The sequence below is a fragment of the Leifsonia sp. LS1 genome, from assembly GCF_020521355.1.
GTDB lineage: Bacteria > Actinomycetota > Actinomycetes > Actinomycetales > Microbacteriaceae > Leifsonia.
The window spans coordinates 126407-140953 of sequence record NZ_BPER01000005.1 but is presented as its reverse complement, the minus strand read 5'-3'; the positions used below and the strand labels follow the sequence as shown (position 1 = coordinate 140953).

General features: G+C 72.5%; 12 protein-coding genes and 1 riboswitch. Of the genes, 7 read left to right on the top strand and 5 right to left on the bottom strand.

All coding sequences use genetic code 11. From position 1 onward, the window contains the following. The first annotated feature begins 63 nt into the window (after nt 1-63). Nucleotides 64-249 carry a hypothetical protein gene (locus LLS1_RS10840; protein ID WP_226655444.1) on the top strand — a complete coding sequence of 62 codons (186 nt, stop codon included), beginning with the start codon at nt 64-66 and terminating at the stop codon, nt 247-249. Then, a complete protein-coding gene (locus tag LLS1_RS10835; protein WP_264186886.1) occupies nt 249-893 on the top strand; it encodes a cell wall-binding repeat-containing protein in 645 nt (214 codons plus the stop codon). The genes LLS1_RS10840 and LLS1_RS10835 overlap by 1 nt, the downstream gene beginning before the upstream one ends. Here LLS1_RS10835 and LLS1_RS10830 read toward each other — a convergent pair. Beyond that, nucleotides 874-1191 (bottom strand): multidrug efflux SMR transporter, encoded by a 318-nt coding sequence (locus LLS1_RS10830; RefSeq protein WP_226655441.1) that lies wholly within the window; start codon nt 1189-1191, stop codon nt 874-876. The two genes, LLS1_RS10835 and LLS1_RS10830, sit on opposite strands and share 20 nt — an antisense overlap. Before the next feature lie 12 nt (nt 1192-1203). Next, a riboswitch (guanidine-III (ykkC-III) riboswitch) is annotated at nt 1204-1270 on the bottom strand. 101 nt (nt 1271-1371) lie between these two features. Here LLS1_RS10830 and LLS1_RS10825 point away from each other — a divergent pair. Next, on the top strand, nt 1372-2664 hold the full coding sequence (locus LLS1_RS10825) for an O-acetylhomoserine aminocarboxypropyltransferase/cysteine synthase family protein (RefSeq protein WP_226655439.1): 1293 nt from the start codon (nt 1372-1374) through the stop codon (nt 2662-2664). Nucleotides 2665-2666: 2 nt separating this feature from the next. Then, nucleotides 2667-3269 carry a CoA-binding protein gene (locus LLS1_RS10820; protein WP_374758260.1) on the top strand — a complete coding sequence of 201 codons (603 nt, stop codon included), beginning with the start codon at nt 2667-2669 and terminating at the stop codon, nt 3267-3269. A 96-nt stretch (nt 3270-3365) separates the two neighbouring features. On the opposite strand, the gene LLS1_RS10815 is transcribed toward LLS1_RS10820, so the two are convergent. Next, nucleotides 3366-3947, bottom strand: a complete 582-nt coding sequence (locus LLS1_RS10815) for a trans-aconitate 2-methyltransferase (RefSeq protein WP_226655437.1) — start codon at nt 3945-3947, stop codon at nt 3366-3368. A 60-nt stretch (nt 3948-4007) separates the two neighbouring features. Here LLS1_RS10815 and LLS1_RS10810 point away from each other — a divergent pair, with 60 nt between their 5' ends. Next, nucleotides 4008-7292, top strand: coding sequence for a BTAD domain-containing putative transcriptional regulator (locus LLS1_RS10810; protein WP_226655435.1), 3285 nt, complete (start codon nt 4008-4010; stop codon nt 7290-7292). 69 nt (nt 7293-7361) lie between these two features. On the opposite strand, the gene LLS1_RS10805 is transcribed toward LLS1_RS10810, so the two are convergent. Together LLS1_RS10805 and LLS1_RS10800 are read right to left on the bottom strand one after the other, a co-directional pair. Continuing rightward, nucleotides 7362-8180 (bottom strand): ABC transporter permease, encoded by an 819-nt coding sequence (locus LLS1_RS10805; protein WP_223357550.1) that lies wholly within the window; start codon nt 8178-8180, stop codon nt 7362-7364. Then, the gene (locus LLS1_RS10800) at nt 8177-9193 is read right to left on the bottom strand and encodes an ATP-binding cassette domain-containing protein (RefSeq protein WP_226655433.1); all 1017 of its coding nucleotides are present in this window, start codon (nt 9191-9193) and stop codon (nt 8177-8179) included. Before LLS1_RS10800 ends, LLS1_RS10805 begins: the two co-directional genes overlap by 4 nt. A 226-nt stretch (nt 9194-9419) precedes the next feature. On the opposite strand from LLS1_RS10800, the gene LLS1_RS10795 reads away from it, so the two are divergent. Continuing rightward, nucleotides 9420-10805, top strand: coding sequence for an L-serine ammonia-lyase (locus LLS1_RS10795; RefSeq protein ID WP_223357552.1), 1386 nt, complete (start codon nt 9420-9422; stop codon nt 10803-10805). A gap of 76 nt (nt 10806-10881) precedes the next feature. Then, nucleotides 10882-11772 (top strand): sulfurtransferase, encoded by an 891-nt coding sequence (locus LLS1_RS10790; RefSeq protein ID WP_226655431.1) that lies wholly within the window; start codon nt 10882-10884, stop codon nt 11770-11772. Here the strand turns inward: LLS1_RS10790 and LLS1_RS10785 are convergent. After that, the gene (locus tag LLS1_RS10785; RefSeq protein WP_226655429.1) at nt 11723-14545 is read right to left on the bottom strand and encodes an FAD-binding and (Fe-S)-binding domain-containing protein; all 2823 of its coding nucleotides are present in this window, start codon (nt 14543-14545) and stop codon (nt 11723-11725) included. The two genes, LLS1_RS10790 and LLS1_RS10785, sit on opposite strands and share 50 nt — an antisense overlap. Nucleotides 14546-14547: the final 2 nt, after the last annotated feature.

The following is a 14547-nucleotide window of genomic DNA, read 5'->3' as shown; positions in this document are numbered from 1 at the left end:
CACAGGCGCTCCCCGCGCGCCCGGCGGTCGGCGCGCCCTCTCGCCGCACTGCTCGCCGCCTCCGTGCTCACGGCGGGCGGCCTGCTGGTCTCGGCCTCCCCCGCCGCGGCCGCCTCCGGCTTCACCGTCTCGGGGACCATCTCGTACGCGGTCCCCGGCTCGACCGCGCCGACGACCCGGGTACGGCTGTACCCGGTCACAGGGTCCCAGCCCTCCACCGCCGGCGCCTACAGACCTCGCGGGCCGTGATGGCGGATGCGTTCGGCTCCGGCTCCGTGACGAGCGTGTTCGTCGCGACCGGCGCGAACTTCCCCGACGCCCTGGTGGCCGGCTCTGCCGCCGGCTACCAGTACGGTCCCCTCCTGCTGGTCAACGGCGCCGCTGCGCAGCTCGACGCGGCCAGCTCCGCCGCGATCTCGGCGCTCTCGCCGAGGCGCATCTACATCGTCGGCGGTCTCAACAGCGTGTCGGCCGGCATCCAGGCCGACCTCCAACGGCTCGGGGCGCCCCAGGTCCTGCGCCTGGCGGGCAGCGACCGGTTCGGGACGGCTCAGGCCGTCAACGCAGCGGTCTTCCCGTTCGCGGACGAGGCCTTCGTCGCCAGCGCCTTCGGCTTCCCTGACGCGCTGTCGATCTCCGCGGCCGCCGGGATGCTCGGCTCGCCGCTCCTTCTCGCACCGGCGTCCTGCATCCCCTCGGGCGAGGTGGCCGACGCCACGCTACGCGGCGTCCCGACCTACTGGGCCGTCGGGGGGACGAGCGTGCTGTCTCCGGGCATCACCCCGCTACAGACCTGCGGAGCGGGCACGGGGACGACCTCGGCGCCCGGCACGCTGCCGGACGTCGCTCCGGCTCCGGGCGACGCCGGCGCCCTCACTGCTCCACGACCTTGAGGCCGACGACGCAGCCGACGAGGCCCAGGATCAGCAGCACCTTGGCGAGTGAGAAGCCTTCGCCGCCGAAGACCGAGGCGTAGAGGACGGTGAGGGCGGCTCCGATGCCGACCCAGACGGCGTAGGCGGTTCCGGTCGAGATCTCGCGCATGGCGAAGGCGAGCCCGCCCATCGAGGCGACGAGGCCGACACCGAACACGACGGTGGGCCAGATCCGGGTGAATCCCTCGGACACGCCGAGGGCGGTGGCCCAGACGGCCTCGAGCACACCGGAGAGGATGAGGACGATCCACGACATGACGACGGTCTCCCTGGCCAGTCTTGTCGCTCACCGGGTACTGATCCGTCGTCCGGGATCGCGCGCACGGCGATCTAGCACAAGCGTACCACTATGGCGATGACAAGTTTCCGTTTCGCACTGTTACGCGTGTTACGGGGCTCGGCGGTCCGCACCGGGATGGTCCGCTAGCGTGAGCGCATGGCTGATCGCGAATATGGCTTCCGCACGCGTGCGATCCACGCGGGCAACATCCCCGACCCGGTGACGGGAGCCCGCGCGCTGCCGATCTACCAGACCAGCGCGTTCGTCTTCGACGACACCGCCGACGCGGCCGCGCGGTTCGCCCTGCAGAAGTACGGCAACATCTACTCGCGCCTGGCGAACCCGACGGTCGCCTCGTTCGAGGAGCGCATCGCGAGCCTCGAAGGCGGGCTCGGCGCCGTCGCCACCTCGTCCGGGCTCAGCGCGCAGTACATCACCTTCGCCTCGCTCGCCGGCGCAGGCGACCACATCGTCGCCTCGGCCAATCTGTACGGCGGGTCCATCACCCAGCTCGACGTCACGCTGCGCCGGTTCGGCGTCGAGACGACGTTCATCCAGAGCTCCGACCCCGCGGACTACGCGGCGGCGATCACCGACAGGACCAAGGTGGTGTTCGCGGAGACGATCGCCAACCCCTCGGGCGAGATCGCCGACATCGAAGGCCTCGCCGACGTCGCGCACGCCGCCGGGGTGCCCCTCGCCATCGACTCCACGATCGCCACCCCCTACCTCAACCGGCCGATCGAGTGGGGCGCCGACATCGTCATCCACTCGGCCACCAAGTTCCTCGGCGGGCACGGGACGACCCTCGGCGGTGTGGTCGTCGAGAGCGGCCGGTTCGACTGGCACTCCGAGCGGTTCCCGCTCTTCTCCGAGCCCGTCGCCTCGTACGGCGGCCTGCAGTGGTCGGGCAACTTCGGCGAGTACGCGTTCCTCACCCGCCTGCGCGCCGAGCAGCTGCGCGACATCGGTCCGGTGCTCGCGCCGCACTCGGCCTTCCTGCTCGCCCAGGGCGTCGAGACCCTCCCGTACCGCATCCAGGCGCACGTCGACAATGCGCGGAAGGTCGCCGAGTGGCTCGACGCCGACCCGCGCATCGAGAAGGTGTATTGGGCGGGACTCCCGGAGCATCCGCACCACGCCCGTGCCCAGAAGTACCTGCCCGGCGGCGCGGGCAGCGTGTTCAGCTTCGTCGTCGCCGGCGGTCGCGCCGTCGGCCAGAAGCTCATCGAGTCCGTGAACCTGGCCAGCCATCTCGCCAACATCGGCGACGCCAAGACCCTGGTCATCCACCCCGCCTCCACCACCCACGCACAGCTGACCGAACAGCAGCTGCTCGACGCGGGTGTGCTCCCGGGCGTCGTGCGCATCAGCGTCGGCATCGAGGATGCCGACGACATCATCTACGATCTGGACCAGGCCCTCACCGCGGCCGTGAAGGAGGCGTGACCGTGACCGACACCGCCGCGATCCAGGACACCACCGAGATCCCCGGCACCACCGAAGTCCAGCTCGTCAACGGGCTCAGCTGCGCGCTGCCCGCCGACTCTCCGCTCGCGAAGCTGCTGAAGTCGCAGCGCACGTGGGTCGGCCCCGACGCCAAGGAGCGCCTGAGGATCCTGCGGTCGGCGAAGTCGGTCGCCATCGTCGGCGCCTCCCCCAACCCGGCCCGCTCCAGCTACTTCGTGGGCACCTACCTGCAGCAGTCGAGCGACTTCCGCGTCTACTTCGTCAACCCGAACGCCGAGACCATCCTCGGCGAGCCGGCGTATCCCGACCTCGCCTCGCTGCCGGAAGTGCCCGACATCGTGGACGTGTTCCGCAAGCCGAGCGACATCCCGGCCGTCATCGACGAGGCGATCGCCGTCGGCGCCCCGACCGTGTGGGTGCAGCTGGGCATCTGGAACCAGGAGGCCGCCGAGTACGGCGAGTCGAAGGGCCTCACCGTCGTCATGGACCGCTGCATCAAGATCGAGCACGCCCGCTTCCACGGCGGCCTGCACCTCCTCGGCTTCGACACCGGCCAGATCACCGCCCGCAAGACCATCCGCTGAGAGGCGCGCGCCGCCTCCGCACCGACGCCGAGGCGCCCCATAGTCGGCCGCCTGGACGCGAGACGGCCGATTGTCGGCCGCCTCGGCGCCGGGACATCACGCCCGCGCGATGATGTGGAACACGTGCCAGTGCTTCGGGCCCTCGAACGACATGCCGCGGCGGTCGTCCTCGGCGAGGTGGAGGACCTCCATGCCGGTCAGCATGCCGGTGACGCCGGCGCGGTCGTGGAAGTTCATGCGGGGGCGGCCGAACCAGGTGTCGTGGGGGCCGAAGAGCTCGCCGGCGAAGAGGCCGCCGGGGCGGAGCGCGTCGCGGATGTCGGCCCAGACGTACGGGAATCGGTCCGCCTCGCAGAACGGCAGCGCGAATCCCGCGTAGACGAAGTCGGCCGCCGGGAGGTCGCCGAGCGACTCGAAGGGGGCCGAGCGCACCTCGAGGCGGGTCTGCTCCTCGGGCGTGAGCCCGGCGCGCACACGCTCGTCCACACCGGGGTCGGAGTCGATCGCCAGCACCCGCCAGCCGCGGGTCACCAGGTGCCGCGCCTCGACTCCGTCTCCGCAGCCCAGGTCGATCGCCGTGCCCGACTCTCCCGGCCATGCTTCGAGCGCGCTCGCGAAGGTCGGGCGCACGCCGCGGCCGCCCTGCTGCTCGTAGAACTGCGACCAGTCGAACGCCATGGGGCCGAGCCTACGCGCGTGCGCACCCGTGTCGCGCCCTCGGCTGGCTAAACTCGGCGGGTGGAGTCCGCGCCTTCGTCCCCCCGCGTCGCCGTCCTCGGCCCCGTGCTGGTGGAGGATCGCAGCGGCGCGCTGACCGAGCCGTCCGGCGCACGGAGCAAGCGGTTCGTCGTCGCGCTCGCGCTCGCGAACGGGCCCCTCTCGGTGTCGTCGCTCGTCGCGGACCTCTGGGACGACGCTCCGCCGCGGCAGGAGCGGGCGGCGCTGCAGACCCTCGTCTCACGGCTGCGCACCGCCAGTGCGGACGGCCTCGTCGATTCGACCCCCGGCGGGTACGCCTTGGCGAGCGCCGCCGAGACGGACCTGGGGCTGGCGCGGCGTCGGGCCGCTGCGTCCCGCGGGCTCCTGGCGGGAGGCGACGCCGCAGCGGCCGTCCGGGAGGCGACCGCGGCCCTCCTGCTCTGGCGGGGCGAACCCGGCGCCGAGCTCGGCGACGCACCGCTCGCAGAGGATCTCGCCCGTGCGGCGCAGACACTGCGGGACGAACTGCTGCTCGTGCGCGCCCGCGCCCACCTCGCCGCGGGAGACCCCGACGCCGCCCTGGATGACCTGCGGATCCTGGTCGAGACGCACCCCCTCGACGAGTCGCTGCAGCGCGAGCGGATGACCGCCCTGGCGGCGGCCGGCCGCCGCAGCGAAGCCCTCCTCGCCTTCGCCGAGCTCAAGGAGGCCCTGCTCGACCGTCTCGGCACGCGTCCCGGTCAGGAACTCGTGGCCCTCAACGCGCGGTTGCTCGCCGAGGACGACGCGCCGGACCCGGCGCCGCCCGCGCGCGTGCGCATCGGGTTGCGCAGCGCGCCGAACGCGCTGCTCGGACGCGAGTACGACGTGGACGCGCTGGAGGACCTGATCGCGACCTCCCGGCTGGTGACGATCCTCGGGCCGGGCGGACTGGGCAAGACCCGGCTGGCGCAGGAGATCGGCCGGCGGGCGATCCACCTCCCCGCCGTCGTCTTCGTGGAGCTCGCAAGCGTGCGCAGCAGCCAGGACATCGAGCTGGCCTTCGCCTCCACGCTCGGTATCCGGGAGGCGCACAGCGCGCGTCCCGGCGACCCCGGCGCCCTCGTGGACCTGCACTCCCGCATCCTCGGCCAGCTCGCGGAGCGCGAGACGCTTCTCATCGTCGACAACTGCGAGCACATCGTCGACGACGCCGCCGCGTACATCGCCGATGTCCTCGACTCGACCTCGAACGTCCGCGTCCTCGCGACGAGCCGATCGCCTCTCGCCATCGGCGCGGAGCGCGTCTATCCGCTCGACTCCCTGGCGAGCGCCGACGACGGCCCGGCCGTCGAGCTGTTCGTGGAGCGCGCCCGGGCGGCACGGCCCGGTGTCGTGCTGCCCCGAGAGACGGTCGCCCGCCTCTGCGACCGCCTCGACGGGCTGCCGCTCGCCATCGAGCTCGCGGCCGCACGCACCCGTTCCCTCTCCGTCGACGAGATCGAGCGACGGCTCGGCAACCGGTTCGCCCTCCTGACCGGCGGCGATCGCACCGCGCCGGAGCGCCACCGCACGCTCTTCGCCGTGATCGACTGGAGCTGGAACCTCCTCGCGTCGTCGGAGCAGGCCCTCCTGCGCCGGCTCTCGGCCTTCGCCGACGGCTTCAGTTCCGAGGCGGCGGAGGCCGTGGCCGGACCGAGCGCGCCCTCGGTGCTCGACGATCTCGACGCGCTCGTCACGCAGTCCCTCGTCACAGTGACGGAGGACGCCACGACCGGCCTGCTGCGCTACCGGATGCTGGAGACGGTCCGCGAGTTCGGCGACCGCGAGCTGGAGGCGGCGGGCGAGGCGGAGGCCGTGCGCGACGGGATGGACGCGTGGGCCGTGTCGTTCGCGCGATCGGCGATGCGCGCGATGCACGGGCGCGCGCTGGTCGCGACCTTCGGCCGGGTGACCGCCGAGCAGGACAACCTCGTCGGTGTGCTCCGCTCGGCGATCGACGGCGGTCGACCGGAGACGGTGGCGGCGGTCTTCGCCCTGCTCTCCTACTACTGGTCGCTGCGGAGCGCGCACTCCGAGGTCCTCGGTTTCGGGCCGTCGGTGCTGGGCGTCCTCGCGGACTGGGAGGCGGAGGGCGACGCGCGCGACGACGCTGCGGCATGCTTCACGGTCATCGGCGGCACCTTCCTCTACGTCGATCTGCGCACGTCCGCCCGCGCCATCGCGCGGCTGCGGCGGCTGCGCCGGGTGGGCCCGTTCGCCGACCCGCGGCTGCGCGCGATGACGAACCTCATCCTGGTGGCGGGCAAACCGGAGCCGGGGATGCGGATGCTCGTCGAGTACGCCGCGTCCGGCGATCCCGAGCTCGCCGTCGTGGGCAACCTGCTCCTGGCGCAGCTGAACGAGAACGCGGGCGAGCTGCAGGAGGGCCTGGTGCGGGCCTCGCGCGCCTACGCCCTGGGACAGGAGGTCGGAGACGCCTGGTCGACCGCCTCCGCTGCACAGGCGCTGGCGCAGCTGCACAGTCAGCTGGCGCACCCCGAGGAGGCGCTCCTCTGGGCGCAGCGCGCGCACGACGGGCTCGCTCCGCTGCAGGCCGCCGGCGATCTCCGCCAGCTCGACTGGCTGATCGCGATCAACTCCGTCACCGTCGGCGACACCGTCCGCGGCCGGGCGCTGCTGGAGCAGTACCTGAGCGTCGAGGTCGACCGCACCGGATTCGACTACGTCGACTACTACGGCATCGGCTACGGCGGCATGGCCGAGATCGCGCTCGCGGAGGGCGATCTCGCCGAGGGCATCCGGCGCTACGCGGAGGCGGTGGGCGTCTTCGTCGACGACGGCGTCGCTCAGCGCGAGACCCTCACCAATCCGTGGCTGACGATGCTCGGGGCGGCGCAGCTCGTGGTCCGGCTGCGCGCTCACGCCGCGAGCCCCGACGAGATCGCGCCCGGCAGCGTGCCGTGGAGCGAGACGGACGAGCTGGCACGACGGCTGCGGGTGCGCGTGCTCGTTTACACGCGCCTCAACACCTGGTACATCGACAAGCCCGTCCTCGGCAGCGGCCTGCTCGCCTACGCCGCGTGGATGCTCGACCCGCACACGGCGCACGACCGCGGCGACGCGTGGGTGCGCATCGGGCTCGAACTGGTCGGGATAGCGACCCGGCTGAACTCGCGGCAGGACATGGCCAGCATGCAGCGCGCACGGCTGGCGAAGCCTGTGATGGCCGCCTGGGGCGCCGACCGGCTGGCGGCGGCGATCGACGCCACCGCCGCGCTGAGCCTCGACGAGGCCTCCTCGCGCGGCCTCGCACTGCTCACGACGGCCAAGCCGACCCGGTAGCGCACACCGCAGAGCGGCCGCCGCTCCCCTCCGCAGGGAACGACGGCCGCCGTCTCGGATGCGCCCGGCTCACGCCTTGCGCATGTAGGCCCGCACGGTGAGCGGGGCGAAGACCGCCACGATGACGGCGGCGCCGAGCAGCGCCCACCATCCGTCGGCCGGGAAGGTGCCGTTGTTGGCGAGGTCGCGGACCGCGGTGACCAGGTGCGAGACCGGGTTGACGTTCACGAAGGTCTGCAGCCAGTCGGGCAGGGTGCTCGCCTGCACGAAGGCGTTCGAGAAGAACGTCAGCGGGAACAGCACGAGGAACGAGATCCCCTGCACCGACCCCGCCGTGCGGGCGATCACGCCGAAGAACGCGAAGATCCAGCTGATCGCCCAGGCGCAGACGATCACGAGCAGGCCGGCCAGGACGACGAAGCCGAACCCGGCCGCCGGACGCCAGCCCATGACGAACCCGGTGAGGAAGGTGATCGTGGTCGCGATCGCGTAGCGCAGGGTGTCCGCCAGCAGGGCGCCGGAGAGCGGGGCGATGCGGGCGATCGGCATCGACTTGAAGCGGTCGAACACGCCCTTGTCCATGTCCTCGCGGAGCTGGACGCCGGTGACCACGGAGGTCGTGATCACCGTCTGGGCGAGGATGCCCGGGATGAGGTAGGGCAGGTACGCCGTGACCCCTCCGGCGAGCGCGCCGCCGAACAGCAGGGCGAACATGATCGTGAAGATGATCGGCTGCAGCGTCACATCGAAGAGCTGCTCCGGCGTCCGCTTGATCTTCAGCAGGCCGCGCCGGGCCATGGTCAGCGTGTTCGCCAGGGTCTGGCCCAGGCTGACGTGGTTCTTGAGGTTCCGCTCGGACGGCGGGGTGATGGTGGCGATGGCGCTCATGCCCGGACTCCTTCGGTGACAGCGGCCGTGTCGGTCGCGGCGGACTCGTCGCCCGCGTTCTCGTCTTCGACGCCGTGGCCGGTGAGGGTCAGGAAGACCTCGTCGAGCGTCGGCTTCTGCACGGACATCTCCGCGAGATGGATTCCCGCCTCGCGGAACGTGATGAACAGGTCGGTGACCGCGTCGGCGTCCCGCATCGGGGCCGTCAGGCGGGCGCCCTCCGGGGAGACGACGGCGTCGACGCCCAGCACGGTCGCGATGGCGCGGCGGGCGTCCTCGACATCCGCGGCGTCGGCGAGGCGCAGCTGCAGCGAGGACTCGCCGACCGACGCCTTGAGTTCGTCGCTGGTGCCCTCCGCGACGACCCGGCCACGGTCGATGACCGCGATCCGGTCGGCCAGCTGGTCGGCCTCGTCGAGGTACTGGGTGGTGAGGAGCACGGTGGAGCCTGTCGCCACGAGCCGGCGGATGGTGTCCCACATCTGGGCGCGGGTGCGCGGGTCGAGCCCCGTGGTCGGCTCATCGAGGAAGATCAGCGGAGGCTGCGCGATCAGGCTGGCGGCGAGGTCGAGCCGGCGCCGCATACCGCCGGAGAACTTCTTGAGCGGACGCTTGGCCGCGTCGGTGAGCCCGAACTCCTCCAGGAGCTCGGCGGTCTTGGCCTTGGCCTCCCGGCCGCTCAGCCCGAGCAGCCGGGCGAAGATCATGAGGTTCTCGTTGGCCGACAGCGTCTCGTCGACGGACGCGAACTGCGCCGTGACTCCGAGGAGCTGGCGGACGATCTGCTGCTCCTTGCGGATGTCGTGCCCGAAGATGGTCGCATCCCCCGCGTCGGGCTTCAGCAGGGTGGCGAGCATGGAGATGGTGGTGGTCTTGCCGGCGCCGTTCGGGCCCAGCACACCGTAGACGGTTCCGGCGCGGACGGTCAGGTCGACGCCGTCGACCGCGCGGTTGTCGCCGAAGACCTTGACGAGCCCGTGGGCCTCGACGGCCCATTCGGTGCTGCGAGTCATGGTGGTCCTTCCTTTCGGGTCGGTTGATGTCTCGATGGTGGCGCGGACCGCTTGCACCGGGCTTACGCGGCTCTTACACCGGGTGACAGCGTCGGACGGCGGGGCCGGAAGCGCCCGGCGCGCGGACGAGCGTAGGCTGGGTGCACCCCACACACGCGCACGATCGCTGCGCCGATCCGCGTCCCCACGCCGATTCCGTGCGCACACCCGGACGTAGACTGAGGAAGTGACAGCGTACGTCTCGGCCTTCGACCTGTTCTCGATCGGTATCGGTCCCTCGAGCTCGCACACCGTCGGACCCCTCCGGGCCGCCCGCGCCTTCGCGGTCCGCCTGGCGGAGGACGGGCTGCTCGACCGGATCGACCAGGTGACCTGCACCCTCTACGGCTCACTCGGCTCCACCGGAATCGGTCACGGTACGCCGGACGCGGTCGTGGCAGGTCTGCGCGGGCTCGAGCCGGAGAGCTGCCGGCCGGAGGACGTCCGCGGCGCGTGGAGCGGCCATGTCGACGGCGACACGATCGCGCTCGCCGGATCGCGGGCGATCCCCTTCTCGCGCGACGACATCGACTTCGAGCCGCGCACCCGGCTCCCCGGCCACCCCAACGCGCTGACCCTGCGTGCCTGGGGCCGCGCGGCCGACGGGTCGCGCGATCCGCTCCCGCTGCGGGAGGAGACCTTCTACTCGATCGGCGGCGGCTTCATCCGGCGGGACGGCGAGGAGGCCGACCTCGCGGCGCGGGCCTCCCACCCGCTCCCCTACGACACCGCTGCGGAGCTGCTCGCGATCTGCGAGCGGCTCGACATCCCGATCTGCGAGGTCGCGCGCCGCAACGAGGCCGCGCTGCACGGCGAGGACCGCACGAGCGAGCGGCTCGACCTGATCTGGGAGGCGATGGCCGAGTGCGTCGCGAACGGCCTGGCTGGCTCGGGGACCTTGCCGGGGGGCCTGCAGGTGCCGCGTCGGGCCGCCGCCATGCGCGAGCACCTGGAACGCGTGCAGGACGACCCGGGGCGGGCGACGGCGCTCGAGTGGCTGCACGCGTTCGCCCTCGCCGTCAACGAGGAGAACGCGTCCGGCGGTCGCGTCGTCACCGCGCCGACGAACGGCGCGGCGGGCATCGTGCCCGCCGTGGCCCACTACTACCTGCGTTTCGTTCCGGGTGCGACGCTCGACGGCATCCGCCGCTACCTGCTCACCGCGACGGCGATCGGCTCGCTGTTCAAGGCGAACGCCTCCATCTCGGGCGCCGAGGGAGGCTGCCAGGCGGAGGTCGGCTCGGCGTGCGCGATGGCGGCCGGTGCACTGTGCGCCGTGCTCGGCGGCACGCCGCGCCAGGTGGAGAATGCGGCCGAGATCGCGATGGAGCACCACCTGGGCCTCACCTGCGACCCGGTGAGCGGTCTCGTGCAGATTCCGTGCATCGAGCGCAACGCGATCGCCTCCTCCACCGCCGTCTCCGCCGCGCGTCTCGCCCTGCACGGCGACGGGTCGCACCTCGTCTCGCTGGACACCGTCATCGAGACCATGCGGCAGACGGGCATCGACATGTCGACCAAGTACAAGGAGACCAGCGAGGGCGGACTCGCCGTCAACGTCATCGAGTGCTGACGCATCCGCCCCCGCGCGGTTACGCTGCGTTTCGGGGCCCCTCGCCGGTGTCGGCGGCCGCGCCTAGCGTGGAACCGTGAGCACGCCATCCGCATCCGACGCCCCTCCGACGGCCATCGGCGCCGCCCTCGCCGGGCCGCTGGTCTCGACCCAGTGGTTGTGCGACCACCTCGGATCGGAGGGTCTCGTCGTCCTCGACGCCACCGTCGTCCCCGCCGCGGGGGCGGACGGCAGACCGACCTTCGTGAGCGGCCTGGACCAGTACCTCGTCGACGGACACCTCCCCGGCGCCGTGTTCGCCGAGCTGCTCGGCACGTTCAGCGACCCGGACGGCGCGTACCCGTTCACGCGGCCGCACGCCGCACAGTTCGCGGCCGCCGCCGAGTCCGTCGGCATCGGCCCCGGCTCGACCGTGATCGTCTACGACGCCGCCGGCGGCCAGTGGGCCTCCCGGCTCTGGTGGCTGCTCCGTTCGTTCGGCCATGCCCGCGTCGCCGTCCTGGACGGCGGCGCCGTCGCCTGGCGCGCCGAGGGCCGGCCGGTCGCACGCGGCCATGTCGAGCCGCCCAGCGCAGGCCCGTTCACCGCCGTCGAGCAGCCCGGATTCTGGGCCGACACACGCACGATCGCCGAGATCCTCGCGGGCGAGCGCGCCGCGACCCTGCTGTGCGGCCTGCCCGCGCGCGACTTCTCCGCGCAGCACATCCCGGGCAGCCTGAGCGTTCCGGCCGGCCGGCTGCTCGCGCGCGACACCAACACCTTCCTGCCGCCCGCGGACCTGCGCGCCGCGTTCGCGGACGCCCTCGCGTCGCCCGATCCGATCGTCGCCTACTGCCGCAGCGGCATCGCGGCGACCGCCGACGCCCTCGCCTTGGCCGTGATCGGACGGAGCGACGTCGCGGTCTACGACGGCTCGCTCAGCGAGTGGGCTGCGGACCCGCGGGCGCCTCTGACGTCGGTCGCGTAGCCTCCTCCACCAGCTCCAGGATGTGCCGGTACGGCTGACCGGTGGCGCGCGACATCCCCAGCTCGCAGGTGCGATTGGCCGACGCGTAGGCGGTGACCGTACCCGCTGCGGCTCCAGAGGCGAGGACCTCCACCTCCGCCGCCTCTCGTGCCGTGGCCGACGCCGTCAGCTCGGGGTGCAGGAGTCCCCGGTCGCCGGCGAAAGCGCAACAACCCGCGTCGATCGGGACCGTGACGTCGATCGCGACCGCCTCCGCCACGCGGCGCAGGGAGCCGTCGACTCCCAGCCGCCCCGTCGAGCACGTCGGGTGGAGCACGAGCGACGGCAGGGCGTCCACCACCTCGAGGGCGGGGAGGAGCGCGTTCGCCGCGAAGTCGACGGAGTCGACGAAACGCAGCCGTGCGTAGTCGCCGCCCGCCGTGACTGCGGCGTCGCGCAGCGCCTCCAGTCCCTCGGTGCAGGAGGCCGCATCGCACACGACCGGGAGCTCGCCGTCGCGCGACGCCGCAAGCAGCGCGGGGAGCACCCGCTCGGACATCCGCTCGTGGCCGCCATGGAATCCCTTGGACTTCCACGGGGTGCCGCAGCACATCGACGAGATGCCGTCCGGGACGACGACCTCCACCCCGGCGCGGTCGCACAGGGCGAGGAACGCCGCCGTCGAACCCATCCCGCCGCCCTCGGCGCCGAACATGGTGCCGATGCAGGCCGCGAAGAACACCGCCTGCGGCTCGGCGACAGGGCGCGGGACGCGCTTCCTGCCCCCGCGCGGGAGGCCGGCGTCGTAGCGCGGCACGGTGTCCGCTCCGAGCAGCGCGCGCCCGACGTCGGTCGCCGCACGCACGAGCGGCGCCGGAAGGGCGTCCGCGACCGTGAGTGCGACGCCACCCACCCGGCTCACCGGCCCCCAGGCCGCAGCGGCGGCGTCCCATGCCCCGGCCGCGACGCGGGAGTTCGACTCGCCTCGCAGCCGACGCACGAGGTCGCCCGTGTTGATGTTGACCGGGCACGCCGCCTGGCACATCCCGTCCACCGCGCAGGTCTGCACGCCCGCGTACTCGTAGTCGTCGCGCAGTTCGGCGGCGAGGGCGTCATCACCGGCGAGCTCTGCAGCGCGCAGCTCGCGACGCAGCACGATGCGCTGACGCGGCGTGAGCGTGATGTCGCGGGAAGGGCAGGCCGGCTCGCAGTACCCGCACTCGACGCAGCGGTCCACCTCCTCCTCGACGGGCGGCGCCGTCTTCAGGTCGCGGAGGTAGGAGTCGGGGTCGTCGCTCAGCAGCACGCCGGGATTCAGGACGCCGTGCGGGTCGAACAGCCGCTTGACCTCCTGCATCACGGCGTAGAGCTCGTCGCCGTACTGCCGACGCACGAACGGCGCCATGATGCGTCCGGTCCCGTGCTCCGCCTTGAGGGAGCCGCCGAGGCCCAGGATCAGCTCGACCATGTCGTCGGTGAAGGCGCGGTACCGGTCGACTCCCGCCTGGTCGCCGAGCCGCTCGCTCAGCATGAAGTGGATGTTGCCGTCCTTGGCGTGGCCGAAGATCACACTGTCCTCGTACCCGTGGGCGGCGAACAGCTCGCGGAGCCCCGCGCAGGCGGCGAGCAGCGTCGGCACGGGGACGACCACATCCTCCAGCAGCGCGGTCGTGCCCGGAGCTCGGGCTTCGGCGACCGTCGTGTAGAGCCCCTTGCGGATGTGCCAGAGCGCGGCGCGCTCGGCCGGGTCGGTGGTGAACCGCATCGGGAGGCTGAGCGGCAGCGCGTCGAGCACGGACGCAGCCTCCGCACGGGCGGCCTCGGCCTCCGCGGCGTCCGGACCGTGGAACTCGACCAGGAACGCCGCGTGGTCGTCGATGGTGAGGTCCCGCAGCTCGGCGGGGGCGTCGTGGGCGCGCGCAGCGAGCCGGAGCGAGGTGGAGTCCATCAGCTCGACGGTCGCGGCGCCCGTCGCGACGATCGCGGGGAGCGCGGCGGTCGCCTGCTCGAGGGTCTCGAACACGGCCAGCGCCGTCGTGGCGGCGGGATGGGCGACGACGGTGCGGAAAACGGCCTCGGCGACGAAGCCGAGGGTCCCCTCGCTGCCGACGATCAGGTGTGTCAGGATGTCGGCCGCCGTGTCGAAGTCGAGGAACGCGTTGATGCCGTAGCCCATGGTGTTCTTCATCGCGAAGAAGCGCTCGATCGACGCGACGGAGGCCGGGTCGGAGCGCACCCGGTCGCGCAGCGCCAGCAGCCCGGCGTGCAGAGCGGGCTCGGCGGCGCGCAGCAGGTCGTCGGCCTCGGGAGCGGCGGTGTCGAGGATGGTGCCGCTCGGGAGCACGACCACCAACGACTCCAGCGTCCGGTACGTGTTCTGCTCGATGCCGCAGGCCATGCCGCTGGAGTTGTTGGCGACGACACCGCCGATGGTGCAGGCGATCTCGCTCGCCGGGTCCGGTCCGAGCTTGCGGCCGTGCCGGGCGAGCCGGGCGTTCACCTGCCGCACCGTCATACCGGGCTGCACCCGCACGCGTCGTCCGCCGTCGAGCACCTCGGCCGCGCGGAAGGAGTGTCGGGTGTCGGCGAGCACGCCGGCGGTCACGCCCTGACCCGAGAGGCTCGTGCCTCCCGAGCGGAAGGTGACGGGCAGCCCCCGCTCGCGCGCGGAGACGAGCAGGTCCGCGACCTCGCGTGCGGATCCGGGACGCGCCACCTCGGCGGGGACGAGCAGGTAGTGGGAGGCGTCGTGCGCGCTGGCGTGGCGGTCGATGGCCTTCGTCGAGACGGTCACGG

Coding starts and splice junctions, on each gene's coding strand:
- LLS1_RS10835 (WP_264186886.1), top strand. CDS start 249: ATGGCGGATGCGTTCGGCTCCGGCTCCGTGACGAGCGTGTTCGTCGCG.
- LLS1_RS10830 (WP_226655441.1), bottom strand. CDS start 1,191: ATGTCGTGGATCGTCCTCATCCTCTCCGGTGTGCTCGAGGCCGTCTGG.
- LLS1_RS10825 (WP_226655439.1), top strand. CDS start 1,372: ATGGCTGATCGCGAATATGGCTTCCGCACGCGTGCGATCCACGCGGGC.
- LLS1_RS10815 (WP_226655437.1), bottom strand. CDS start 3,947: ATGGCGTTCGACTGGTCGCAGTTCTACGAGCAGCAGGGCGGCCGCGGC.
- LLS1_RS10805 (WP_223357550.1), bottom strand. CDS start 8,180: ATGAGCGCCATCGCCACCATCACCCCGCCGTCCGAGCGGAACCTCAAG.
- LLS1_RS10800 (WP_226655433.1), bottom strand. CDS start 9,193: ATGACTCGCAGCACCGAATGGGCCGTCGAGGCCCACGGGCTCGTCAAG.